The sequence below is a fragment of the Borreliella burgdorferi B31 genome, from assembly GCF_000008685.2.
Lineage (GTDB): Bacteria > Spirochaetota > Spirochaetia > Borreliales > Borreliaceae > Borreliella > Borreliella burgdorferi.
Map to the genome: position 1 here is coordinate 589,679 of NC_001318.1, position 26,727 is coordinate 616,405.

General features: G+C 28.3%; 20 protein-coding genes. 12 read left to right on the top strand and 8 right to left on the bottom strand.

Translation table 11 applies throughout. From position 1 onward, the window contains the following. Positions 1-5: 5 nt before the first annotated feature. Positions 6-530 (bottom strand): DUF1761 domain-containing protein, encoded by a 525-nt coding sequence (locus BB_RS02895; RefSeq protein ID WP_002661355.1) that lies wholly within the window; start codon positions 528-530, stop codon positions 6-8. A 139-nt stretch (positions 531-669) separates the two neighbouring features. Here BB_RS02895 and BB_RS02900 point away from each other — a divergent pair, with 139 nt between their 5' ends. The 5 genes from BB_RS02900 to recG all read left to right on the top strand — a co-directional run bounded on the left by BB_RS02900 (position 670) and on the right by recG (position 8,913). Then, complete coding sequence (locus BB_RS02900) at positions 670-1,257, top strand: hypothetical protein (protein WP_002656054.1); 588 nt, start codon at positions 670-672, stop codon at positions 1,255-1,257. A gap of 252 nt (positions 1,258-1,509) precedes the next feature. Continuing rightward, positions 1,510-2,679 carry a methyl-accepting chemotaxis protein gene (locus BB_RS02905; RefSeq protein WP_002658072.1) on the top strand — a complete coding sequence of 390 codons (1,170 nt, stop codon included), beginning with the start codon at positions 1,510-1,512 and terminating at the stop codon, positions 2,677-2,679. An 88-nt stretch (positions 2,680-2,767) separates the two neighbouring features. Beyond that, a complete protein-coding gene (gene dnaE, locus BB_RS02910) occupies positions 2,768-6,253 on the top strand; it encodes a DNA polymerase III subunit alpha (protein ID WP_010889768.1) in 3,486 nt (1,161 codons plus the stop codon). Positions 6,254-6,264: 11 nt separating this feature from the next. Continuing rightward, on the top strand, positions 6,265-6,843 hold the full coding sequence (locus tag BB_RS02915; RefSeq protein ID WP_010889769.1) for a YggT family protein: 579 nt from the start codon (positions 6,265-6,267) through the stop codon (positions 6,841-6,843). A 9-nt stretch (positions 6,844-6,852) separates the two neighbouring features. Continuing rightward, positions 6,853-8,913: an ATP-dependent DNA helicase RecG gene (recG, locus tag BB_RS02920; RefSeq protein ID WP_002656646.1), complete on the top strand. Its 2,061-nt coding sequence runs from the start codon at positions 6,853-6,855 to the stop codon at positions 8,911-8,913. Here recG and BB_RS02925 read toward each other — a convergent pair. Then, a complete protein-coding gene (locus BB_RS02925; RefSeq protein ID WP_010889770.1) occupies positions 8,910-9,698 on the bottom strand; it encodes a M15 family metallopeptidase in 789 nt (262 codons plus the stop codon). The two genes, recG and BB_RS02925, sit on opposite strands and share 4 nt — an antisense overlap. A gap of 118 nt (positions 9,699-9,816) precedes the next feature. On the opposite strand from BB_RS02925, the gene BB_RS02930 reads away from it, so the two are divergent. The 3 genes from BB_RS02930 (at position 9,817) to murD (ending at position 14,051) form a co-directional block, all read left to right on the top strand. Then, positions 9,817-11,166 carry an MATE family efflux transporter gene (locus BB_RS02930; RefSeq protein ID WP_002656553.1) on the top strand — a complete coding sequence of 450 codons (1,350 nt, stop codon included), beginning with the start codon at positions 9,817-9,819 and terminating at the stop codon, positions 11,164-11,166. A 165-nt stretch (positions 11,167-11,331) separates the two neighbouring features. Then, the gene (locus BB_RS02935) at positions 11,332-12,666 is read left to right on the top strand and encodes an MATE family efflux transporter (protein WP_002656270.1); all 1,335 of its coding nucleotides are present in this window, start codon (positions 11,332-11,334) and stop codon (positions 12,664-12,666) included. Between the two features lie 29 nt (positions 12,667-12,695). Then, entirely contained in the window at positions 12,696-14,051 is a 1,356-nt protein-coding gene (murD, locus tag BB_RS02940; RefSeq protein WP_010889771.1) for a UDP-N-acetylmuramoyl-L-alanine--D-glutamate ligase, read from the top strand. On the opposite strand, the gene BB_RS02945 is transcribed toward murD, so the two are convergent. Together BB_RS02945 and metG are read right to left on the bottom strand one after the other, a co-directional pair. Next, positions 14,048-15,091 carry a lipid II:glycine glycyltransferase FemX gene (locus BB_RS02945; RefSeq protein WP_002658082.1) on the bottom strand — a complete coding sequence of 348 codons (1,044 nt, stop codon included), beginning with the start codon at positions 15,089-15,091 and terminating at the stop codon, positions 14,048-14,050. The genes murD and BB_RS02945 overlap by 4 nt on opposite strands. A 9-nt stretch (positions 15,092-15,100) precedes the next feature. After that, positions 15,101-17,305 (bottom strand): methionine--tRNA ligase, encoded by a 2,205-nt coding sequence (gene metG, locus BB_RS02950; protein ID WP_010889772.1) that lies wholly within the window; start codon positions 17,303-17,305, stop codon positions 15,101-15,103. A gap of 154 nt (positions 17,306-17,459) precedes the next feature. Between metG and BB_RS02955 the strand changes: the two genes are divergently transcribed. After that, a complete protein-coding gene (locus tag BB_RS02955) occupies positions 17,460-18,257 on the top strand; it encodes a 5'-methylthioadenosine/adenosylhomocysteine nucleosidase (RefSeq protein ID WP_002657094.1) in 798 nt (265 codons plus the stop codon). Between the two features lie 87 nt (positions 18,258-18,344). Beyond that, the gene (gene pta / locus BB_RS02960; RefSeq protein WP_193345633.1) at positions 18,345-19,400 is read left to right on the top strand and encodes a phosphate acetyltransferase; all 1,056 of its coding nucleotides are present in this window, start codon (positions 18,345-18,347) and stop codon (positions 19,398-19,400) included. On the opposite strand, the gene rsmA is transcribed toward pta, so the two are convergent. Beyond that, a complete protein-coding gene (rsmA, locus tag BB_RS02965) occupies positions 19,383-20,228 on the bottom strand; it encodes a 16S rRNA (adenine(1518)-N(6)/adenine(1519)-N(6))-dimethyltransferase RsmA (protein WP_002656878.1) in 846 nt (281 codons plus the stop codon). The two genes, pta and rsmA, sit on opposite strands and share 18 nt — an antisense overlap. A 36-nt stretch (positions 20,229-20,264) precedes the next feature. Next, positions 20,265-21,515, bottom strand: coding sequence for a ComEC/Rec2 family competence protein (locus tag BB_RS02970; RefSeq protein ID WP_010889773.1), 1,251 nt, complete (start codon positions 21,513-21,515; stop codon positions 20,265-20,267). Between the two features lie 115 nt (positions 21,516-21,630). Between BB_RS02970 and BB_RS02975 the strand changes: the two genes are divergently transcribed. Together BB_RS02975 and BB_RS02980 are read left to right on the top strand one after the other, a co-directional pair. After that, the gene (locus BB_RS02975; protein WP_002658835.1) at positions 21,631-22,344 is read left to right on the top strand and encodes a CPBP family intramembrane glutamic endopeptidase; all 714 of its coding nucleotides are present in this window, start codon (positions 21,631-21,633) and stop codon (positions 22,342-22,344) included. Positions 22,345-22,369: 25 nt separating this feature from the next. Further along, a complete protein-coding gene (locus tag BB_RS02980; protein WP_002658995.1) occupies positions 22,370-24,307 on the top strand; it encodes an AMP-binding protein in 1,938 nt (645 codons plus the stop codon). Positions 24,308-24,335: 28 nt separating this feature from the next. Here the strand turns inward: BB_RS02980 and argS are convergent, their stop codons facing one another. Further along, positions 24,336-26,093 carry an arginine--tRNA ligase gene (gene argS, locus BB_RS02985; RefSeq protein ID WP_010889774.1) on the bottom strand — a complete coding sequence of 586 codons (1,758 nt, stop codon included), beginning with the start codon at positions 26,091-26,093 and terminating at the stop codon, positions 24,336-24,338. Continuing rightward, the gene (locus BB_RS02990) at positions 26,086-26,712 is read right to left on the bottom strand and encodes a hypothetical protein (RefSeq protein WP_002665384.1); all 627 of its coding nucleotides are present in this window, start codon (positions 26,710-26,712) and stop codon (positions 26,086-26,088) included. The genes argS and BB_RS02990 overlap by 8 nt, the downstream gene beginning before the upstream one ends. Positions 26,713-26,727 lie beyond the last annotated feature (15 nt).

The window sequence follows — 26,727 nt, forward strand, 5'->3', positions numbered from 1 at the left end:
GTTTTTTAGTGAGTAGGCAGGTTTCCAAAATTAATGTTTGTAGTGTTCTCAAATTGCAATATTTTATAGCTTAAAAATAATTTAGAGAATATGGTTAGTAATATTATTGTTAAAAGGTCAAAAAAAGCATTAGCTATTGTTAAATTAAACGGTCTTTTTTCATAGATTATATCGTTTATTACTTTGGGTAAGCTAAAGGCAAGCCAAGTTATGCTAGATATTAGTATTGCAGATAATATATTATAATTTAAGTCTATTAAGCTTCCAAGAGAGTTGTTAGTAAGAGTTATTAGATTGTTGAATAAATTGATAAGAGCATTTATTAAAAAACTTTGTAATAAATGATTTAAAGCTAAAACAAAGATAACAATTATTTTATATTGTTTTTTTTCAGCATTTAATGTTTCGGTACTGGTAATTATTTTTTTTAATAATATTTTTCGGTATATTATTTCTAATAATATTTTAAATAAAGTCATGCTGACTATTAATATTAAATTAATATTTGAGAACATGAATTTGATTAACATAATTTTCCCTTTCATTTTCGGCAATGATTTAATTATAATTAGTATATAATAAAATATTTTGATTTCTTTAATAAAATTTGTATTTTATTATATTTATATAATAGCTTTAATTTTTGGCAATTTTTATCAGGAGGATTGAATGAAGGAAGAAGACATTAGAAAAACAATTTTAATGAAAAGGCTAGTTAAATATTTTTTTGATGAGCTTAAGTATAGAATGAAGATTCGTTGTCTTAGAATAAGCAATAAAGAGGTGAGCACTAAGTACATACTTCTCAATCTTTTTAGGAAAATTGCAAATCTTCCTTTTAATAAGCAATATGAAATAGAAGAGCAGTTTGCTCTTGAAGTTGGCGAGAGAGTTGTGCTTACAGATGCTGTTTTGATTAAAAGAATTGATCATGAACGATGTGTTATTGTTGGGATTGTTGAGGCAAAAACGGATCAAGTTGATCTTGATTATGAATTTAATAGATTTTTTCTTCAGGACAAAAAAATCAACGTTCTTTTTTGGCAACCCAAAAAAGTTATCCTCAAGCAAGATGATAAATTATTTACAGTAGAATCAGACGATATTTTTAATTTTGACAACGATTTTAACTTGCCAAAAGTTAAAGCTAAATTAGAAGAGTTTATTGATATTTTTTTATGTTTTTTTTCTTACAGAGATGTTCTTTTTGAGTATAATGAAGTTAGTGGGCGTTACTCTTGGGTAAAAAGAAAGTAAATTTAATTTAAAATTAGTTTTAAATTAAATTAAATTAAATTAAATGAGGAGAATGATTTGTATCTTTAGATGGTTTTATGGTTTAAGATGAAAGCTTAAATTTATTTCAAAGTAATTAATTTTTACCATTTAAATGTAAAAATATTTTTTGTTTATTGATGTATTTGATTTGATATTAAAAGTTGAAATAATGTGTCAAATTAAGTACTGGTGACCCTATTCAAAAAAAAGTTTTTATGATAGAATCCCTTTATGAAAAAATTTTCGTTTTTTAAAAAAAAGAAAAAAGCTGTTGATTTAAATCTTTTAAATGTTGTTGGTAATGACAAAAAAGATTTGAGTACTTACGAATATAAGGCTCCTGTTAAGGAAATGCTAAAGGGATTTTATCATACCAAAGCTTCCATTTCTACTTTAAAAGTAGGATTTGAGTCATTACAAAGGATTTTGTTTTCTGAAATAGAAGATTTTGATCAGATATTTTCTACTTTTGTTGAGATGACAAATAATGCTCGTAATCAGATAAGCGTTATTTTTAGTGATCTTGGTAAAAATAATAAGGAAAAATTAAATCAAATATCTTCTGTTATTGTTGGAATTCAAGGCAGCTTAGAAACAATAAGTAATTTTTTAGGTGCTACCAATATGATTTCTCTTAATGCAAAGCTTGAGGCTGCAAGAGCTAAAGAATATGGTAAAGGATTTTCTGTTGTTGCAGATGAGATCAAGCGACTTTCTGATCAGGCAAAAGGTGTTATGAATATGATTTCTGTAAAGGAAATTGAGGAGGTTTCTAAAGATTTGATTTCTCATAACCTTAAGGATTTGCAGATTGATATTGATAAGTTCTTTGCCGAGATTCTTGAACAGCTTAATTATCTTGAGAGCATATTTAAGCGCTTTTCAAGAAGTCAAGAGGAATTTTCTTCTTTGATTGAAAGTCTTGAGAGTATAGATGCTAATATGGCTTATTATTCAAGAAACTGTGATTCTTTGATTGGCTCTGATACTTTTATGCTGTCTAATGATGAATTTTTAAAAGAGCTAGAATTTATTATCTCAGACCAATTTTCTTGGATTAATAATTTGAGACTACTTGTTGAGGGGCAAAGGACAATATTCATTCAGACAGATGCTTCCAAGCATGGGTTTGGATTGTTTTATAAAGGATTGTCTCCCAAGAATGATGCTATCAGGCAGTTGTGGGAAGAAGTATACATTCCTTATTTAAATATTAATAAGTTTGCAGCTGAAATTTTGATTATATTTAGGGTAGAGAATCGTAGTGATAGCGGTTTAAGGCAAGCCAAAGATTTTTTGTCTCAAGCTGAGAGTTTATCTGAAGAAATTGTTAGAAAACTTGAGCACATTAAAAAGATGGTAATTGAATTGGATAATCAAGGAATTAGTATTTTTTCTTGATTATTTTGATAAGATTTGTTGCAATAATTTAAATTAGAGATTTAAAAATTATTATGACTTTTTTAATTTTTATTTATTTGATTAAGGTTTGTTAAAAATCAAGTTTTATTTTGATAAAATAATTTTAGGTATGAGTTTTAGGTCTAGGTTTATTCATCTTCATGTTCATTCAGATTATTCTCTTTTGGATGGAGCTGCAAAAATATCAGATATTATATCAAAAGCAAAAAAATGCAATATGTCGCATATTGCATTAACAGATCATGGCAATCTTTTTGGAGCTATTAAATTTTACAAAGAAGCTAAAAAAGCAGGAATTAAGCCAATAATTGGCATTGAAGCCTATATGGCAAAAACTTCTAAGTTTTTAAAAAAACAGGATGATCTTGGAAAAATGTCTTACCATTTAATTTTGCTTGCCAAGAATGAGTTGGGTTATAAAAACCTATTAAAGTTAACAAGTATTTCTTATCTTGAAGGGTTTTATTATCGTCCAAGGATAGATAAAGATGACCTTGAAAAATATTCAGAAGGTTTGATTTGTACTTCAGCTTGCATTGGGGGGCTCATTCCAAGACTTATTTTGGCCAATAGATTTGAAGATGCCAAGAATGAAATTCTTTGGTTTAAAAAAGTTTTTGGCAATGATTTTTATCTTGAGCTTCAAAGGCATGGTATTAAAGATCAAGACATTGTAAATGAAAGGCTGGTTAAGTATTCTAGAGAACTTGGAGTTCCTTTAACAGCAGCTAATGATTCTCATTATGTTAACAGAGAAGATGCAACTGCTCAAGACATCATTGTTTGTATTGGTACTGGTGCTAAGAAAAGCGATGAGAATAGATTAAAAATGGAAACCAATGAATTTTATATTAAATCTCAAGAGGAAATGTGTGAACTTTTTAATGATTTGCCCGAAGCTTTAGAAAATACTGTAAGGATTGCAGAAAAGTGTGATGACTTTAAAATAACTTTTCCAGGTCCTATTTTGCCTGATTATCAAATTCCTGTTGAATTTAATACTCTTGGTGAATATTTGGAACATCTCACACTTGAGGGGTTGAAATTTAGATATAAAAATTTGACAAGCAAAATAAAAGATAGAGCTTTTTATGAATTGAGCGTAATAATTGGAATGGGCTTTGAAGGCTATTTTTTGATTGTTTGGGATTTTATTAAATTTGCTCATGATAACGATATTCCTGTTGGAGCTGGGCGTGGTTCTGGTGCTGGTTCAATTGTGGCTTATGCTCTTAGGATTACTGATATTGATCCTTTAAAGTATAATTTGCTTTTTGAGAGATTTTTAAATCCTGAGCGTATTTCTATGCCTGATTTTGATATTGATTTTTGTTTTGAAGGCAGAGATGAGATTATAAAATATGTTACCAACAAATATGGAGAAGATAAGGTAGCTCAAATAATTACTTTTGGAACCTTAAAGCCTAAGGCTGTAGTTAAGGATGTGGCTAGGGTTTTAGATATTCCATTTGCTGAATCAAATGAACTTACTAAGTTTATTCCTGATGGTCCTAAAGTTTCTTTAAAAGAGGTTTTAGATGACAATTCTTTGAAAGAGTGTTTTACTAGCAAGCCTGTTTATAAAGAATTAATGAATGCCGCATTGGTTCTTGAGGGAATGAATAGACATGCTTCAACTCATGCTGCAGGAATTGTGATTTCTAAAACCCCTTTAACCGACTATGTGCCTCTTTATAAGGATTATAAGCAAGGTTCTGTTTCTACTCAATACACAATGGATTTGCTTGAAGAATGTGGGCTTGTTAAGATGGATTTTCTTGGTTTGAAAACATTGACGTTAATAAAAAATGCAGAAAATCTTATTAGAAGTGTAAATCCAGATTTTAAAATAAAAAATATTCCAGATAATGATGTTAAGACTTTTAATATGCTAGGAGAAGGAAGAAGTGCGTCTGTTTTTCAGTTTGAATCTGAAGGAATGCAGCAAATTCTAAAAGACGCAAAGCCCGATAGCATTGAAGATTTAATAGCTTTAAATGCTCTTTATAGGCCAGGTCCTATGCAATTTATTCCTCAATTTATTGCTGCTAAAAAAGGTGTTAAGAGAATTAAATATCCTCATCCCGATTTAAAGGAAGTTTTAAGACCAACTTATGGGGTTATTGTTTATCAAGAACAAGTAATGGAAGTTGCAAAAATAATTGGAGGCTTTTCTCTTGGCAAGGCCGATATTTTAAGACGTGCTATGGGTAAAAAGAAAGAAGACGAGATGAATGAAATGAAAGTCGACTTCTTAAGAGGCGCTATTGAGAAAGGATATGACAAAGAAATTGCTAGTGAAATTTTTGAACTTTTAAAGCCCTTTTCTGGGTATGGATTTAACAAATCGCATGCAGCGGCGTATTCTTTAATAGCATATCAAACCGCTTATCTTAAGGCTAATTATCCTGAATATTTTATGGCTGCCAATTTGACCAATGAAATTAATAATAATGATAAGCTTTCTTATTACATCGAAGAGTCAAAAGCTATAGGCATAAACGTTCTCAAGCCCGATATAAATCGATCATTTAGGGAATTTCGTGTAACTGATTCTGGGATTTCTTATGGGCTTAATGGGATTAAAAATCTTGGAGGAATTGTTGTTGATTTAATAATTGATGAGAGAGAAAAAAACGGCAAATATAGTTCTTTTGAAGATTTTATAAGACGTGTAGATGATAAAGTAATTAATAAGAAATTTTTAGAATCTGCAATAAAATCTGGACTTTTTGATAGTTTGGATCAAAATAGAAAAACTTTATTTGAAAATCTTGATCATTTGATTGAAGTTGTTTCAGAAGATAAAAATAATAAAAAACTTGGTCAAAACAGCTTATTTGGTGCTCTTGAAAGTCAAGATCCAATTCAGCAAAGTTTTAATTATCAAACTTTTAAAGAGTATTCTTATTCTGAGCTTTTAGGATTTGAAAAAGAGCTTTTAGGATTTTATGTGTCGGGTCATCCTCTTGATCCTTATAAAAAGGCAATTGACAGTTTTTCCAGTTTAAATGTTTTAACAGATCTTGCTGCCAAAAAAGATAGCATTGTTCAATTTTCTGGAATTTTAAATTCAGTAAAAGTTATTCAAACTAAAAGAAATAATGCAAAAATGGCTTTCGGCGTTATAGAAGATTTTAAAGGCGCAATAGATATTGTAGTTTTTACAGAAAGCTATGAAAGATATAGAAATTTTTTACTTGAAGGCAATGTTATTGGGGTTGTAGGTAGGCTTACGTTTAACAGAGATAAATTTTCAATTGTGGTTGAAAAAGTTGTAAATATTGAGAGACTTTCCGAATATAAAATAAATAATATTCATATTAAGTTTTTAAATAATAAATTAAATGACCTACAATTACTTAATTCTTTAAAGGAAAGTATAAGTAATTTTGAGGACAATTCTGGATTTTCAAATGTTTATTTTTATTTAAGGGAAAATGGTAAAGATTTGAAATTAAAAATGAATTCAATTTTAAATTTTGTGCCAGATGAAGATAAGCTTGATAAGTTGAGAAAGTGTGTGATAGTTGAAGATGTTTGGGTTGATTAGGAGGTGCTGTTTTGGTTGTTTTAATACAAATTTTAATGGTATTTTTGCAGATTTATAGGATTTTAATTTTAATTAGGATTCTTCTTAGCTGGCTTGTGTCTTCAGGGATTAATACCAATGTATTTTTCAGATTTATACATGTTGTCACAGAACCATTTTTATCTTTTTTTAGAAAAATTCCTCTTTTTACATTTGGTATGTTTGATTTTTCTCCAATTGCAGCTTTAATAACTTTAACTATTTTTGAAAGAATGTTGGCTTATGGGAATTATAAGCTTTCTACATTTATTATTTTATTCATTGTTGAAGTTTGGGAGATATTTAGAAGCATTTTTATTGCTATAGTTTTCTTTTTATTGTTGAGATTATTATTATTGCTTTTGAATTTGTTCCAAGGCTCAGACTTTTTTAAAACAGTCGATTCATTTTTACTTCCTTTGTCCACTAAGATAAGTGGTGTGATTACTGACAAACACATGTCTTATACTTTACGTTTGATTGTTGGGAGTGCTTTAATGGTAGCATTTATAATTATTATTGAACAAGTTGTATTTGCTATTAGAGCTTTAGGAACATATTTGCCTTTTTAGGAGATTAAAATGTTTTTACATGAGTTTGAATATGAGCTTAAAGGTATAGGTGGTCTTGGTGAGAAAGGGGTTGAAAGGTTAAATAATCTGCAAATTTTTAATGTTAAAGATCTTATTGAGTTTTTTCCTGTAAAATATGAAGATCGTCAAAATATACAAACTTTTCCAGATTTTTCTAAGGTAAAAAGTTGTGATATGATGACGGTGTTCACAGTTCTTGGGCATAAAAAATTTGGGGATAGTTCTAAAAAAAATTTAAAGTTAACAGTTAAAAGTATAAATGAGGAACCTTTCGAAATTCTGCTTTTCAATAGGGCTTTTTTAGAGAATGTTTTTAAAATAGATAAAAAATTTTATATTTATTCTAAATTTACCTATAACGATTATAGTGGTTTATGGAGTTGTTCTAATTTTGACAGCGAAGTTTACAGCGACAAGCCTGAAAGGTTTAAAAAAATTCTTCCGGTTTATTCTTTGACAGAGGGATTAACGTCCAAGAAAATTTCATTATATGTAAAAGAAGCTCTTGAATATTTTTTTAAGTTTGGGCAAACAGACATTCCTAGATTTTTAATAGAAAAGTATTCTTTATTATCGTTAAGTGATGCTTTAAAAGAGATTCACTTTCCAAGTTCATTAGAAATGCTTGAAAAGGCAAAAAAGACATTAATTTACAGAGAAATTTTTTTGCTTCAGTTTTTTTCAAGGTATAGATCTTCTAAGATTCTTTTTCGAGAAAAAAAAGATTTATCAAAAGATTTGCTTGAAAAGGTTGTCTCGAGCTTGCCCTTTGAGCTTACAGAAGATCAAAAAATTTCTATTGATGAGATATTCTTTGATCTTAACTCTTCTAAGCCAATGAATAGATTGCTTCAAGGTGATGTTGGAAGTGGTAAAACCCTTGTTGCCTTGCTTTCAGGACTTCCTTTAATTGAAGCTGGATATCAGGTAGCATTTATGGCCCCTACAGATCTTTTGGCTCGTCAACATTATGATAATTTATCTAACATATTAGCACCTTTTAACATTTCAATGACTCTTTTGACTGGTAGTTTAAGAAAGAAGGATAAGGAACAAGCTCTAGAAAGCATTAGAAATGGTACTTCTGGTTTAATAGTTGGAACACATGCTATTTTTTACGAAAGTACAGAATTTAAAAGATTGGCGTATGTTATCATTGACGAACAGCACAAATTTGGAGTTGTTCAAAGAGAAGAGCTTAAAAACAAAGGAGAAGGGGTGGATATGCTTTTAATGTCTGCAACACCTATTCCTAGAAGTTTTGCATTAACACTTTTTGGTGATCTTGAAGTTTCGTTTATTAAAACCTTGCCTAAGGGTCGTTTGCCTATTACTACTTATTTAGCAAGGCATGGAAATGAAGATAAAGTTTATGAGTTTTTAAGAAAAGAGCTCTTAAAGGGTCATCAGGTTTATTTTGTTTATCCATTAATTTCATCTTCAGAAAAATTTGAATTAAAAGATGTTAATAATATGTGTTTGAAATTAAAAGAAGTTTTTGGCGAATATGTTGTGGACATGCTTCATTCTAAGTTGCCATCTGATTTGAAAGAAGAAATTATGAAAAATTTTTATTCGAAAAAAGTAGATATTTTGGTGGCGACTAGTGTTATTGAGGTTGGAATTGATTGTCCAAATGCAACTTGTATGGTAGTAGAGCATGCTGAGCGTTTTGGACTTTCTACTTTGCATCAAATTAGAGGTCGTGTTGGTAGAAGCAATTTACAATCTTTTTTCTTTTTGCTATATAAAGAGCCTTTGACAAGTGCTGGCAAATTTCGATTAAAAACTATAAAAGAAAATTTGGATGGATTTAAAATAGCAGAAGAAGATTTAAGGCTAAGGGGGCCTGGTAATTTATTTGGACTTGAACAAGCAGGATATTTGAAATTAAAAATAGCTAATTTTGTTGATGATAGAGAAATCATAGTCTTAGTTCGAGAAGAGCTTGATTTATTTTTTTATGATAATTCTGCTTACGATAAGCTTGATATTGATTTACTAGACAATCTTTTTTGTTCTTATTTGAATGCCGGAAGAAGTATTTAGTTTGCATATTTTTCAATTAGGTTAATAAGATTTGTTTTGTTCTGGTTCCAAAATTCAAGAAGCTTATGTTGTAAATTATTAAAATATTTTTTCTGAATAAAGCATGGCTTAGGTCCTATGTATAAGTAGTGCCAAGGCTCTGCTTTATATCCAGTGTCCGTTTCATATCCTTTTGGGTATGAAACGGAAAATCCGTATTTTAGAGAGTTTTCATAAAGCCATTTTCCTTCTTTTGTGTTTAGTAAATTATCATCTATATTTATAAAATCTATTGCTGTTCCCATATGATGTTGAGAATGGCCTGGAATTGCTGATTGGGTTTCTGCAACTTTTCTGCCATAAGTTTTGACATTGTAATCAAATAAAAATTTTTGATATTCTTGCGTTCTGTAAGCAGATTTGATTTTAATTTCAATCCCAAATTTTTTTGCATCTTTTATTAGTCGAATTAAATCTTCGATTAATATTTTTCTTACTTTAATAGTCTTTGCTCCAAGATTTTTAAGATCTTCAAAATCATCAATATTTACCAGATCAGGTATTTTATAATTTTCAGGAATTGGTATTTTTTTATTTATTAGAGTTAAGAGGTTATTTTTTTCTGCATCTACTAAGGGTTTTATTTCTTTTAAGAACTGAATAGGATTTTTTTCAATAAAATTTTTGCATTCCTTATTCATTGCTTGGGCAATCTTTAGCAGTACTTCTAAATCTTTTTTTGAAATGTTGTTAGCCAACAAAGATAAATTAATAAATAGAAATAATAAAGCATAAATTGATTTCATATTATTTAATTATAATATATTTTAGTATAATTAATAGTTAATTCTAAATATATGTATATTCTAGATTGGATTAAATTTAGTTAAAAGTAATAAATAAAGGAGACTGTATATAAGGAATATGATCAAAAAGTTTAAAAATTATGACCAGATAATAAAAGAGCTATTTGTTATAGCTATTCCTACAGCTTTTGAATCGCTTTTATTTCAAATGGTAACTTTTTTTGATAATTTTATGATCTCCTATTTGGGCTCTTTTCATGTTACGGGAGTTTCTTTGGCAAATAGAGTAACTTTTCTTTTTTTTATTATTGTGTTTGGACTTGGTACGGCTTTAAGCGCTTACGTTTCCCAAGCAATTGCAAAAAAGAAGTTTCTTCAAGTAAGACAATCTTTTGCTTATATATTATTAATTGGAACTACAATAGGAATAATTTTTTTTATATTTTCATTTCTTTTTCCAAGAAACATTATAAAGCTATTTACAGCTAATCAGGATTCTTTAAATTTTGGATCAGAGTATTTAAAAATTATTTCATTGTCTTATGTGCTAATGGCATATTCTTTTTTATCTGCTATGGGATTTAAGAGTGCTAAAGAAGTAAAAATACCCTTATATGTTACTTCTATTGTTGTTTTAATAAATATTGTTTTTAATTATATTCTTATTTTTGGCTTTAGCATGGGAATAAAAGGTGCCGCATATGCTACTGTGCTTGCTAGAATTGTTGAGTTTGTTTTCTATTTTTTATATAGTTTGATAAGCAGTAATTCATATTATCGGATTAAGTTTGGCGATTTTTTTGCTCCAAAGGTAGTTACTAGGGCTAATTTGAAACTAATTATACCTGTTTTGTCTCACGAGATTTTTTGGGTTTTAAGTATAACTATTTTGCATGCATTTTATGCTCGTGTTGGGAGCATTGAATACGCTTCATTTGCTGTTGCATCAAATCTTTTTGATATTTGTTTTGTATTGCTTCATGGTATGGGACTTGCAACAGGGGTTGTTATTGGCCATTTAATGATTTACGATAAGAAACATGTTAGATCAGTTGGATTTTTTTTATCTTTTTTAGGATTTCTTTTGGGCATTTTTGTAGTTATTTTGCTTATTGGAATATCGAGCTTTGCACCTTATATTTTTAGTAAATTAGATTCTCCCGAACTTGTTAGCGTGTTTATTTATGTTTTTGCAAGTATTGTAATTTTTAAAGCTTTTACGGCACAAGTTCTTGTTGGGGTTTTTAGGGCTAGCGGTATACCAAATGTTTGTTTTTTTATTGAATCGGGAGTAATTGTTTTTTATACCCTTCCAGTTGCTTATTTATTGGTGTTTTATACAAATTTAAGTTTACCAATAGTTGTTTTTATTGTAAATCTGGAAGAGATTATTAAAAATATATTTATTATAATTGAATTTTTTCACGATGATTGGATACGAGAGATTGAGTATGAAGAACTTGCTTGAGTATGGGATAGCGTGATATATTTAGTGTTAATAAAGATTTTAATAATCTTGGTGGATCTAGAATTCATTCTGATTATACTAATTTGAAAGCAATTCCTTTTGCTTTATTGTAGGTTCCGGTATTTGTCTTTACAAAAATCTTAATTTTTTTATTTGGAGAAATTTATGTATTCATTGGGTGTATCGAAAAAGGATAAAATTTATAAAGATCTTTTAAAAATTGCGATTCCAACTGCTATTGAGTTTTTTTTATTTAATTTTATTTCCCTTACAGATAATGCTATGGTTGCATATCTTGGTGACTATCCTGTTGCAGGAGTTTCTCTTGCAAATAAATTTTTTGAACTGTTTGTTACTATTGGGTTTTCCATGGCAGGAGCTTATAATATAATTGCTACAAGACAATACAATCAGGGTGATTTTAAGAGCTTTAGAAATACGTTTTTTATTAGTATATTAACTATTATTTTATTTTCTTTTCCGTTTATTTTGATTTCCATAGTGAATCCTTTTTTTTTACTTAGATTGATTTCTAATGATGAGCGGGCGGTTTACTATGGAGCAGCTTACTTAAATATAGCTATTTTTTCTTTCGTATTTGCAATCATAAAAGGACTTATTGCTAATGCTCTTAAGGTTGTTGAAATTGTTAAATTTCAAGTTTACATTTCTGTTTTTTCAGTGCTTTTGAATTTTGTATTTAATTATATTTTTATTTTTGTTTTTCATATGGGAGTAGTTGGAGCTGCTATTGCAACAACAGTTATTCGTACTTTAGAGCTTATTGTTTATCTTGTTTGTACAGCTTTTAACAAAAATTCAATTTTGCACTTTAAGTTAGATGATTTGAATATTAATATTAAGCCGTTTGCTCAGCTAATTAAATTTTTTATTCCAATTCTTTTAAATGAGTTTGCTTGGTTTTTTGGCTATCTTGTATTGACATCGATTTTTATAGGAATTGATACTCATAAATATGCTGCTTACAGCATATCTTTTTCTATTTATTTTATTATCTTTAATATAATTCATTCCTTTTGTATTTCTTTAAATATTATGATGGGCTATGAAATGCATAATAGTAAAAAAGAAATCATGAAAGTTGCAATATATTTGAGTAAAATTGGCCTTAAGCTTGCTTTTTTAACATCTTTTGTATTGTTTATATTTTCATTTTTTGCTCCTTATATTTTTTATACATTAAAGTATTCGCACCTTATAGGAATTATTTTAAGATATTCTTCTGTTTCTGCCTTTTTCATGGCTCTTGCTTTTCAGTATCTTTTTGGATTTTTTCGTGCAGGAGCATCTCCAAGTTTTGGCGCTATTATGGAAGGCTCTGTGACTTTTGTTTATACCATTCCTATTGCTTTTGTTTTAGCAAATTATACAAATTTGCCTTTTGAAATTATTGTTTTTATTCCATCTCTTGAGGACGCAATCAAACTTGTTGTTTCACTTCCTTATTTTTATAGTGAAAGGTGGATTAAATCCGTTTAAACAGTTGGCAGGTTTGATATAATTTTATTGTGCTTTTAGACGAAATTAAAAATTTAAATTTTTTAATCATGGGTTTAGGCCTTAATGGAGGAGGAGTAGCTCTTTCTAGATTTTTATTAAAGCGTGGGGCAAAATTAGTAATTACTGATCTTAAAAGCGAGACGGAATTAGCTTTAAGTATTGATGCTTTAAGAGATTTTGAGGATCAAATTAGGTATGTTTTAGGCAAACACGATGTAAACGATTTTAAAAATGCTGACATTGTTGTAAAAAATCCCGGTGTGAAACCCAATAATAAATATTTAAAGTTTGCAAAACGAATTGAGACAGATATTAGCTTATTTTTAATGTTTAACAAGAACCCTATAGTTGCAGTAACAGGCACTAAAGGAAAATCTACTCTTGTATCTCTTTTGTATCAAGCTTTGAAAGAAAAATATCCGGGGGTAAAGCTTGGAGGCAATATTGGTGTATCTCCTTTAAGTTTTTTTGATCAACTTGATGGAAAATCTCCTTTGATTTTAGAGCTCTCTTCTTGGCAGTTGCAATCTTTAGAGAATTTTAATCCTATTATTAGTATTATTACAAATGTTTACAACGATCATCAAAACTATTATTTAAATTTTGATGATTATATTATTGATAAGTCAAAAATTTTTGTAAATCAAACTTCAGGAATTGTGATTATTCAGGATCAGGCTTATTGCAAATATTTTTCAAAATTTAAATCAAAAGTCAGAGTTATTTTATTTTCCGAATTTAATCCTTGTGATTTTGATCAAGATATTTTTTATTGCAATGAAGGCAAAGTATATTTTAATGACAGCTTGATTGGAAGTTTTTCTAATTCACGAGCTGTTTTTATAATTCCTAAAGTTATTACTTTTTTTGTTTCGTATTATTTAAACATAGACCTTAATCGCACGGGTCAGATTTTAAGTAATTTTAAAGGTATTGAGCACAGATTAGAGTTTGTTAAATCAGTTCAAAATGTAATGTTTTATAATGATACAGCTTCAACTATTCCTGAGTCTACTGTTTTATCTGTTAAAAGTTTGAAAACAAAAGATAACCGTATCAACTTAATTGTTGGGGGAACCGATAAAGAGCTTGATTTTTTAAGTTTTAGCAAGATTGCAGATATTGTGAGAACTTGGATTTTAATAAGAGGTAGTGCAACTGTAAAAATTATTAAGATTTTAGAAAAAAGTAGCATACAATATTTTCTATTTGATTCTTTAAGAGATGCAGTAAATTATGCTTTCAAGATTTCAAGTCCGGGTGACATTGTGTTATTTTCTCCTGCTAGTGCTTCTTTTGAGCTTTTTAATAATGAGTTTGATAGAGGTTTGCAATTTAAAAATTTAGTTAATAATCTTGGTTAAATTTTTTTCCTTATTACTTTGTAATAGAAGTATCTAAGTTTTTCAAGATTTGCATAAATCTTATAAATAAAATTTTTGTAAGTAAAATCATAACAACCAATTCTATGAATAATATTGCCTCCAAATCCTGTTTTAAAACTAAAAAGACCATATAAGGGGTGGTTTTTATTTGCAATTGGGGGAATTCCTAATAAATCATATTCTTTTATTTCTAATTTTTTTAACATTTCTATTGCTTTAAATTGTACAGCGTAATTGGGCATTAAATTTCTATATTCCTTGCTTGAAGCCCCATAAAGATAGACTGCTTTTTCTTTGTAAATTCCCACTATTATGCCAGAAATAATTATGTTATTGTAAAATGCAATTATCAATTTTATTTGAGCATTTTTGTCTTGTTTGAATATTTGAATTAGGTTTTGTATATATTCTTCTGAGTGAATAGTAAATTTATCTCTTTTGCTAGTTTCTTTGTATAGCTTGTAAAATTCACTTAAATGTTTAAATTTATCATCTATTATTATATTTAGATTTTTTTTTGTGCTGAGCTTTATGTTATATCTTGTTTTTTTTTTCATGTTAAGCAAAATCTCTTCAAGAGAATTATTTAAGTTTAATATTGTTGTGTTTGCGGGTTGTATGTCATCAAAGGATTTTTTTAGATATTTGATTTTAGTTTTTAATGGAGAGTATTTGTCATTCAGTGTTCTTTGGTAGTAATACATTAAATCGAATCTTAAAAAGATTGTATTTTTATGTAAGTAGGGTTTTATTTTTATGCTAAATTCTTTAATACTTTTACTGATTTTATCAATATTAATGTTTTCAAGAGTTTTGTTTGAGAATTCTGGATGCGGAATATATGCTAAGTAAAAATTTTTAAATAGTCTTCTTTGCATTACAACAATTTTGCCAAGAACATCGCTCTCAAATGCTATGGCTTTCCAATAACTGTTTTTTGTTGTTTTTATTAATGCCCACAGTTCGCTTTGAAGATAATTTTCTTCCATTTCTTTTGTTTTTATTTTTTTAATAGTCATTAATAGCTCTTAGCAAACTGTTCCGTTTGGAATATCTTTAGATAAAATTTTGTTCTTAGAATTTTCTAATATTAAATTTATTCCGTTTATTTTAAGCTCTCCGTTTTCTGCTACTATATTGGCTTTTAAAAACTTATTTATGTCAATTTTAGGTGGGCAGGCAAGATCTTTATTCTGATCGTTTTCAAGTATTATTCTCTCTCCAGCAATAGGATTTTGAATTGAATCTTCTACAATTATAACTTTAAAATTTTTATTTTTGTCCTCAGCAGCTATTAGCATTCCTTCAGATTTTATTCCCCTAAACTTTGCAGGCTTTAAATTGTCTACTATTATTATATGTTTTCCTAAAAGTTCTTCTTCTGTGTAATATCCTTCAAGGCCGCTTACTATTTGTTTATCCTTGTTAGTTCCGTCATCTAGTTTTAATATAAATAAGTTTTTAGCCTCGGGATTTCTTTCTATTTTATTTATTTTTACAACTCTTAAGAGCACTTTTTCTCTAAACAAGTTTTCCGGTTGCTCTTTTGCTATAGGCAAGTTTTCTGCTTGTTCGTTTTCTTTCATGTTTTTATCTCCTGAATATTTTAGCTTTAAATTATTAATTTTTTTTTGCTCTAGTTTATTGAATAATATTTCTGTGAATTCAATTTTTTTAATTCCCGATTTAGTTCCAAGAATTTTGGTTGAAAATTGATAACTGTTGCCAAAGAATTGTTGTATCTTTTTGCTTGTTTCGGGAATGAATGGCATCATTAAAATAGATAAGTCTCTGATTAGGTATATTAAGTTTGAGATTAGTTCTTTTGTTTCTTGTGGAGAGTTGTTTTTTCTTTTCCAGGGTTCGTTATCTTGAAATATTTTATTTCCAAGGGAAGAAATTTTAAGTATTTCTTTGAGAGCAGATTTTAGTTCTGTCTTTTTAAAAAGATTTAGTATTTTATTATATTTTGGTGTTATTTGTTTCCAAAACTTATTTTGAATTTCTATTGTTTCTATTACATCTCCAAAGAATTTTCTTTGAAATGTTAATACTCTGTTTACAAGGTTTGAAAAATTATCAATAAGTTCTGTATTTACTCTTTCCATGAGATCTTGCCACATAAATTGAAAATCAGATTTTTCAGGCCTGTTATAATAAATATAAAATCGCCAAATATCAGAGGGGATTCCTGTAGTAATAGCATCGTTTCCAAAAATTCCTGTTCCTTCTGATTTTGAAAATTTAAGATTTTCGTAATTTAAGTATTCGCTTGATGAGAGTTGATTTAATATTGTCCAATTTTCTTCACTTCCAATTTCTATGCAAGGGAATATAATTGTATGAAACAATATATTGTCTTTCCCAATAAATTGTACAAGATTTACTTGATCATTGTTTTTCCACCAAGATTCCCAATTTTTGATAATGTTTTTGGTAATTGAAATGTATCCTATTGGAGCATCAAACCACACATAAAATACTTTATTTTCAAAACCTTTTTTAGGCACAGGAATTCCCCATTTCAGGTCTCTTGTAATTGCCCTTTCTTTAAGGCCATCTCTTAAAAAAGCCTTTGTCATTTTAAGGGCATTGGTATTCCAATTCTTGCTAGTATCTGGATTTTTTATCCATTTTTCAAGTTTTGTTTTTATTTTGGGAAGATCTAAATAAAGATGATTGGTTTTTTTTAAAATAGGCTTGTTTTTACAAATTATGCATTTTGGATTTATTAGGTCTGTTGGATTTAGAAGTTTAGAACAGTTGTCGCACTGATCTCCTTTAGCCATGCTTTGGCATTCTGGGCATTCTCCTATTACATATCTATCAGCCAAGAACATTGAATCTTTATTGCAATAAAACTGTTCAGTTTCTCTCTCTTTTATATAGCCGTTTTTTTCTAATTGTAGGAAAAAATTTTGTACAATGTCTTGATGGTTCTTGTTGGTTGTGCGACCAAAGATGTCAAATTCAATATTGAACCATTTGTAAATTGATTTATGTATTTCATAATATTTATTGCAAAGTTCTAAAGGGGTAGTATTTTCAATTAAGGCTTTGGTTTCTGTAGCTGTTCCATATTCATCTGTTCCGCAGACGTAAAGAGTTTCAATTCCTGACATTTTCGAATATCTTGCAAAAGCATCAGCTGATAGCACTTGAACTAAATTCCCAAGATGAGGTATGTTATTAACATAGGGTAGAGCAGCTGTAACTAGATTCATTTTTTTCATTCAGTTTTCCCTTTTTTTATGCTATTAATATTGTAATATGGATAGGATATTTTTTTTCAATATCTTTTACAAAAATTCTTTCAAAAGCAATTCAATTTTGGCTTTTTTGTAAAAAATGATATAAATATTCTTTTATTATAAGGAGTGTGATTTTATGAATAATTGTTTAATAAAGTTTTTTATTTTTTTATTAGTTTTTTCAAACAGTTATGTTGCTTTTTCTAAAAATGTCAATGTTTTAATAGTAACTGCTATGGACTCTGAGTTTGATCAGATAAATAAGCTTATGTCTAATAAGGAAGAAATAGTTCTTAAGGAGTATGGTCTTAATAAAAAGATTTTAAAGGGGAAGTTGTCTAATCGCAATGTTATGGTTATTATTTGTGGGGTTGGTAAGGTTAATGCTGGTGTGTGGACTAGCTACATTTTGTCAAAATACAACATAAGTCATGTCATTAATTCTGGCGTTGCTGGTGGCGTTGTTAGTGCTAAATACAAAGATATTAAAGTGGGAGATGTGGTGGTGTCTTCAGAGGTTGCATATCATGATGTTGATTTGACTAAATTTGGATACAAGGTAGGACAGCTTACAGGAGGATTGCCTCAAAAATTTAATGCCAATAAAAATTTAATTAAGAATGCCATAGAGGCCATTAAATCAAAGGTTGGAGGTTCTAATGCATATTCAGGATTAATAGTTTCAGGAGATCAGTTTATTGATCCAACTTATATTAACAAAATTATAGGAAACTTTAAAGATGTAATAGCTGTTGAGATGGAAGGTGCAGCAATAGGGCATGTTTCTCATATGTTTAATATACCTTTTATAGTTATTAGGTCAATATCTGACATTGTAAATAAAGAAGGGAATGAGGTTGAATATAGTAAATTTTCTAAAATAGCTGCTTTCAATTCAGCCAAAGTTGTACAAGAAATTTTAAGAAAACTTTAAGAAATATTTAATTTTTATAATTGAAAATCATGTATGAAAAAAGATTTTTTATTTTAAAATGTCTTTTTTTATGCATTATCAATTGTGTTGTATTCTTTTTATAAGGTGTTTTGTTTAAAAGATTATGTTTTTAAGAAGGCAAGAATATTTGTAAAAGAGAATAAGCTTAAGGCCAATATAGTTTTTCCCGAAAGTAGTGATTCTAGAGTTTTAAAGGCAGCTATTGTTATTTTGCAAAAAAATCTTGCAGATTCGATTATTTTGATAGGCAAAAAAGATACTGTTATTAATTCTTTAAAAGAATTTTCTAATTGCAATGATATTTTAGGAAGAATAGAAGTTGTTGATCCTAATTCTTTCCCAGATATTGAAATGTATTTGGATGAATATTGGAGTTTACAAAAGTTAAAGGGAGTTACGAAGCAAAGTTTAAAGACTCAAGTTTTAGATGAAATTACTTTTGCTATGCTTATGGTAAGATTTGGTTATGCTAAATCTTGTGTTTGTGGGGCTGTCTCAACTTCTGCTAAAGTTTTGTCTAATGCTTTAAGAATAATCCCTAAGTTGGAAGGTGTTAAGATTATATCATCTTTTATGATTATGGATACTTTATGCACTGCKCGTAATGTTGATTTTTGTTTTGGACATAATGGAATCTTATTTTTTGCAGATTGTTCTGTAGTGGTCAATCCCAATTCTTTAGAGCTTGCAGAAATTGCATTGCAAAGTGCTAAATCTTTTAAAGATATTTTAAATGCAAAGCCCAAGGTTGCTCTTTTGAGTTTTTCAACAAAAGGGTCTTCTAGTGCTAAAGAAACTGAAAAAGTAAAGAATGCTTTAAATATTGTTAGGAATAAAGAGAGTGATTTACTTATTGATGGTGAGCTGCAGCTTGATTCAGCCATAATAAAAGATGTTGCAGAGAAAAAATGTAGAGAATCTTTAGTAGCAGGTTCTGCTAATGTTTTAATATTTCCCAATTTAGATGCGGGGAATATTGGTTATAAATTAGTAGAGAGATTTGCTTTTGCCAAGGCCTACGGTCCCTTTTTACAAGGTTTTTCCAAGCCCATTAGCGATCTTTCAAGGGGCTGTTCTGTTGATGAAATTGTATTTGCAAGTGCTTTAATGATAAGCATTTAAAGTGTTGGAAATTTGTATAAATTCTTCAACAGAAATGTTTTCAGGTCTTTTGTCTAAATATTCTTTTAAAAAATTTTCTCTCAGAGTAGCTTTATTGGTAATGAAATTAATAATAGTGTTTTTTAATTTCTTTCTTCTGTTTGAAAATACAGTTCTAACCAATTTATTGAATTCTTTGAAGTTTTTTATGTTGTTTTTTTTAGGAATTAATTTTAGTGTTGTGGACTTAACCTTAGGTGCAGGATAAAAATTGTTTTCTCCTATGTCTAATATTTTAATTACCTTGAAGTGTGATTGTACTAAGACCGTAAATGAAGAATAGTTTTTGCTGTTTATTTTTGCAGTTATTCTGTCGGCCAATTCTTTTTGCACTGTGAATACCATTTCTTTTAAAAAGTTTTCTTCAATTAATTTAGATATTACTTTTGATGCAATATTGTATGGCAAATTTGAAAATATTTTATCAATGTTTTGATTTTCGTTTTTGTATTTTTTTAAAAAATCCCCTTTTATCAATTTAAAGTTTTTTAATTTTCCAAATTTTTCATTTAATATTTCTGAATATTTTAAGTCAATTTCAAATGCGGTTAAAAGATTAGTTTTTTTTAATAAAATCTCAGTCATTGCGCCAAGGCCTGGGCCAATTTCCCAGATTTTTTCATTTTCTTTTATATCTAAGCTTTCTATTATTTTTTGCCTTATGCTTTCGTTGATTAAATAGTTTTGTCCCCATAATTTTCTTGGAGCGATTTTTCTTTCTTTTAATGTTTGTTTTATGCTAGTTATACTGTTATAGTTGATATTCATAGATAAAAGAGATAGTATCATATTATTCTTAATAATGACAGATATTTTAAAATTATTTTAATTTTTTTTAGTTTCGTTATTATAAATAATGTAAGTTATAAGAAAAATACTTAATATTAAAAATATAGGTATTTGATGGTGCTTGACTATAAAGAATTTGCTAAAAAATGCTGCTGTAATTTTTATTGCTTGAAATATGTAGGCATTTATAAGGTCAAGGGGAAAAAATAAATTTAAACTTGAAAAGTAAGTTATTAAGCTTAATATTGTTATTGCTAAGAAAATTGATATTAATGGAATAGCTATTAAATTTGACAGTATTGAGATTGGTGCTAGATCAAAATTATTGATATAAATTACTGGCGAGGTGAATATTTGAATAAAAAATGTTGTAAGCATTGATGATTCTAGCCTGTTAAGACCGTATCTATTTTTTAGATGAACCGATGCTGATATTCCTATTGTTGCAAGATAGGAGAGCTGAAATCCTATTGAATTTAGCGTTTCGGGGAATGCAAGAGCATTTATTATAAAACTAATAGATGTGCAGCTTATTAAATTAATTTTGCCGTAAATTAGTTTGTATATTATAAGAGATTCTGTTATTAGAAATGCTCTTACCGTTGAAGGTGCAAATCCAGTTAATATTAGATAATTTAATAAAATTATGCTTAATATTAAGTATTTTAATTTTTCATTAGTGATTATTAAAAGGAAATAGTAACTTATTAAACTTATTAGATAAAAATGCAGTCCAGATACTACCAAAATGTGGGCAATCCCCGCATTTTGAAATAATGTTTTTTCATATTTTGTTATTTCTGATTTGATATTCAAAATTATTGCTTTTGAAAAATGGGAATAGCTGGGATTTAGTGTAGTGAAAAAATTGTTTAAGGCGTTTGTATATTTTTCTCTAAGCTTGGCAAAAAAGGGCCTTTTAATAAGTTTTATTTTTTGATTTTCAATTTTAATGATATCTCCTATTTTGTAAATATTTTCAATATTTTTGAAGCTATATTTGTACATATTTGATTTATTGTCAATTACTTCTACAATGGTTTTTGAATCTTTTTTAAAATTTTTAATGTTTGTTATTTGATAAATATTTTTTTTTAATGTTTTAAAATTTAATCTCGCTTGAAAACTTAATAGCAATATTGTGCAAAAAATAAAACTAAGTGCTAAGTGTTTGTTGTTTTTTATAATAAAAAATAATGCTAGCATTGTGTTAAAATAAATTAAATTGAGTTTTAAATAATATTGAATTAATAAATTAAGTGAAATAAGGACAAATATTAAAATCATTTATAATATTCTTATTTTTATTTATAAATAATTATATTTTGAATTTTAATTTGTTTTGATTAATCAATCAATAATCATTCGTTGACAATTAATAATTATTTAATTACAATACTTTATGCAATTGTTAAAAAATAAATATCCATTCAAGCGGGCTTTGCTTGATCTTTTTTTGGTCTATGCTATTGTTTATTTGGCATCTCCTTTTGTAAATGTTAATTCAGAATTTTGGAATGTTGATGAAAATCATTTTTATTTTTGGATTTCAAGATCTTTTTTAATTATTTTTATAATTTATTTTTTTAAACTTACCAGTTCTTATGATGATTTTAGAGTAGAGTTTTTTATTCCTAAATTTAAATTTATTTTTCTTTGGGATTCTGTTTTAATTTTTATTAAAACAATATTGATTGCAATGATAGTCATTTTTTTAATAGCTTTTTTGCTTGAATATTTGTTGCCAGAATCGGTACTTGTCTATTATTTTCAAAACAATGCTGGATTTAATTGGAAGATTAGCAGTAAAAAAGCATTTTTTTTAATGACTTTTACCTCTTTTTTTACAGGAGCTTTTGAAGAACTTTTTTACAGGGCTTTTGTTATTACTAAGTTTACACAAATGGGATTTCCTGTTGTAGCTACCGCCATTCTTAGTAGTATGTTTTTTGCTTATGGGCATTTATATTATGGAATTTTAGGATTTTTGGTTACATTTATATTAGGGATATTTTTTGCTTTTACTTATTTAAGGTATAAAAATGTATATTATGTGATTTTTATACATAGTTTTTATAATATTATTGTTAGCAGCTTGTTGCTTTTTTTGAATTAATTTTAAATTGTTTTGAGGGGGATTTATGAGTGATACTGTGCCTAAGCGTTTTAAAGATGTGGTAGCTCTTTATAGTGAGCTTGATATTTTTATGTATAAGGAGGGGGAATCAAAAAGTTTTAAGAAGCAAATATACGCTGATTTTTGGAATGAGACAAAAAGAGTGGCTTCTGGGCTTTTGCATTGTGGCATTAAAAGGGGAGAAAAGGTTGTAATTATTTCTGATTCTAGAAGAGAATGGATAATAATCGACGTTGCTACTTTGGGGTTAGGCTGCGTTGATGTTCCCAGGGGAAATGATTCTTCTGAGGATGAATTAGCTTATATTATTAACCATTCTGAATCTACTTTTATTTTTGTTGAAAACAATAAGCAACTTCACAAGGTTTTATCCAAAAAGCATGATCTTAGATTGGTAAGATGTATTGTTGTTATTGATGATGATAAATCTTATGAAGAAAAAATAGGAAATATTACTGTATTTTCTTATAAAAAATTACTAGAACTTGGAACTGAGTATTTAAGAGCTAATCCAAAATCATTTGATATGGAGATTGAAAAAGGTTCTTCAAAAGACATTGCAACTATAATATATACTTCTGGTACAACAGGTATGCCAAAGGGAGTAATGTTGAGGCATGAATCTTTTATTTTTCAATTAGATAGACTTTATGATTATCTTCCAACACTTAAACCCGGCAAGATAATGATTTCTATTCTTCCTCTTTGGCATTCTTTTGAGCGGGCTTGTGAATATATAGTTGCTTTAAAAGGCATAGCAATTGCATATTCAAAGCCCATAGGTCCTGTTTTGTTAAAAGACTTTTTACTTTTAAATCCTCAAATGATTGTTTCTGTACCCAGAATTTGGGAAGGTATAAGAATAGGTATTATTAAAAAGGTATCAGAATCTTTTATTAAGAAGTTTGTGTTTGGAGGGTTTTTAAAAGTTGGGATTATTTATGCAAAGCTTAAGGAGAGATTTTTAGGGCTTTCTCCTATTTATAAAAAAACTAATTTTCTTATTTCGCTTTTTTCAAAATTATTTTTATTTATTGGGATTGTTTTAATTTTTCCTATTAAATTATTGGGCGATATTTTAGTATTTAAAAAAATAAAAAATGCTCTTGGGCAAAATTTTGAATTTGGAGTTTCTGGTGGTGGGGCATTGGTTGATTATGTTGATTATTTTTTTAAGGCCGTAGGAATTAAAGTGCTTGAAGGTTACGGTCTTACTGAAACGGGCCCTATTTTGAGCGTTAGGCGTCTTAAAGGCCCTGTAGCAAAAACTGTCGGCCCTATTTTGCCAGATGTTGAATACAAAGTAGTTGGAATTGATGGGAGAGTTTTGCCTTATGGAGAAAAAGGCGAGCTTTGGGTCAGGTCGCCACAAATAATGAGTGGCTACTTTAAGGATAAGGCTAAGACAAGTGAAGTTTTAACAGAAGATGGTTGGTTTAACACTGGGGACTTGGTTAGATTAACAATTAATAATGAAATTTCAATTGTTGGTAGAAGCAAGGATACAATTGTTCTGAGGGGCGGGGAAAATATTGAGCCTGAGCCCCTTGAGAGAGTTTTGGGTAAATCTTTGTTTATTGAAAATATTATGATCGTTGGTCAGGATCAAAAATTTTTGGGGGCTGTTATTGTGCCTAATTTTGATAATCTTGAAAAATGGGCAAATTCTAGTGGAGTTTCTTTTTCTTCCAGAAGTGATTTGTTAGCCAATGAGGACGTCAATAAACTTTATTCTAAGCATATTTCAGACACTATTAATACTAAATTAGGTTTTAAAAATTTTGAAAAAATAGTAGGCTTTGTTTTGCTTCAGGATCCTTTTACAATTGGAGAAGAGCTTACCAATACTCTTAAGTTAAAAAGATATTATATATCCAAAAAGTATGAAGATAAAATAAAATTAATTTTTAGCAAAAGTGACTTAGATTTAAACGGATATTAGGCAAGAAAATTTTGTAAAATTTTCTTGCCTACATTTTTAACATATAGGGAATATTGAGCAGGTACATGCAATTTTTTATTGTTTGTAATATGGCTTTTAAAAATTCGATTCTTGCGGCTGTTAAATTGATATTGTTTGTATCTATTACTTTAACTTCTTGATAGTACGTGCTAAAATGCTTTGCAAGCGAGTATGAATAGCTGGTAAGTATTGAAGGGTTTAAATCTTTTGCCGCATTGATTATATTTTCTTCTAATTCCGATATAATTTTAATAATTTCCCACTCTTTTTCATGTTTTAAAAGTTCAAAGTCAATTTTTTCCATTACAGGAATAGAAAGTGCTTTATATTTTTCAAGAATGCTATTAATTCTTGCTCCAACATATTGGATATATGGTCCAGAATTTCCCGTAAAAGACAGGCTTTCTTTTTTATTAAATACAATATCTTTATGTATAGCTGATTTTAGCAGATAATAGTGAATTGCTCCCAATGCAATATTTAAAGCATTTTTTTTAGCGCTCTCTTTATTTTCAATTTTTTGTGTCATTTCAGGTATTATTAATTCTATTAAGTTTGAGATTAGGTTATCCGCATCAATTACATTGCCTTCTCTTGATTTCATTTTTCCATCAACAAGATTAACCATTCCGTGTGACAAATGAATAAGTTTCTTGTTTTTAGAAAGGCCTAATTTTTCTGCTACAAAAAACAAGCTTTTGAAGTGCTGAATTTGTTCGCTTCCAACCACATAAATCATTTCTTCAAAATTAAATTCTTTTGTTCTAACTGCTATATTTCCTAAATCTTGGGTAAGATAGATAGATGTTCCGTTTGATCTTATGAGTACTTTTTGTTTTACCTTGGTGTCTGCTTTTTCATCTGAGTCTGAAGGTAAGTCAATGCATATTGCGCCATCTTCTCGTTTGTAACAAAATCCTTTTTCAAGCCCTTCTAATACGACATTTTTTCCAATTTTAAAAATTTCACTTTCAAGGTAAATTTTATCAAATGAGGTGTTTGTAATTTCGTATGTTTCTTTTATTCCTTCAATTGCCCATTTATTTAACTTTTTCCAAAGTTCAATTGTGCTTACATCTTTTTGCTCCCAGAGTAAAAGTAGATCTTGAATTTCTTTTTCAGCATTTTCATTTTCTTGTGAGTATTTGTTGTATTTAACATAAAAATCGCCAATTAAATGATCTCCTTTTTTAAAAGCTTTTTCAGGGGTAATGCCATTTCCAAATTTTTTGTATGCAAGCATTGATTTGCAGATATGAACCCCTCGGTCATTTATTAAGTTTATTTTTGTAATTTTTGCACCCACAGCCTTTAATATTCTTGACAGACTTTCTCCTATTACGTCATTTCTAAGATGTCCTACATGCAGTGGTTTGTTTGTATTTGGTGATGAAAATTCTAATATTATTTTTTTATTGTCTAGATATTTACTTGTTCCATAGGTATCTTTTTGAGTATTTACCATTTGTATTGTATTATTTATATATTCTTTTCTAGAAATTTTGATGTTTAAGTAAGGCCCCACAGCTTTAATTTCATATTTAGTTTTAAGATTTTTTATTATTTCTTCGGAGATGATTTCAATAGGGAGTTTTAAGGTTTTACCAATTTCAAACATTAATATGGAAATATCTCCCAGATCACTTTTTGGAGGTTTTTGAATATTTATATTGATATTATCTAGCTTTATGTTATTTGATAATGCTAGATTAGTAACTATAACATTAATTTCGTCTTTAATCTTTTTTTTAACACTTTTATTCATTTTTTTCCTCTTTAACACTTTTATTCATTTTTTTCTCTTTAATTTTTGTTAGCATATTGATTAATAGTAAAAATAAAGACGCTACAATAAAAATGTTTGAGCTATGGGCCGACATTTTTATATTTATAAGTCCCTTTATTATAGGTATTTCGTTGTTAAAAAGTTTTAAATTGCCCGTGTTTAATATTTCTCTAATAAGTGAGGTTGTTGAGCTTAGGGTAATGAAAATTAAAATTGGAATTTTAGAATATTTAATTATCATTGATGGGTTTTTTAGAATTTTAAAGGGTTCGTTTTTATGAAATGATATTATTATGGCTATTAAAATGGGTATTGAAAATTTAAATTCTTTATATAAAGTTGGTGTTAAGTAGAGCATAACTAAGTAAGTTAGGCTGGTAAAAATTCCTATTATTAATAGATATATCCCTAATATATGGCTTTTTTGCTTTTTCAATTCTATTTGATTGATTATTAGGGCAGGAAGTATAATGCATATTGAAATCCAAACAGATGCGATACTAGCATCTAAAAAGTTTTTTGTATAAGCAAAAATAGGAAATAACATTAAATGGCTTTTAAGATATTTTTCAGTATTATAAAATGTCTTTTTTTGCATATTATTTCCTTTTAA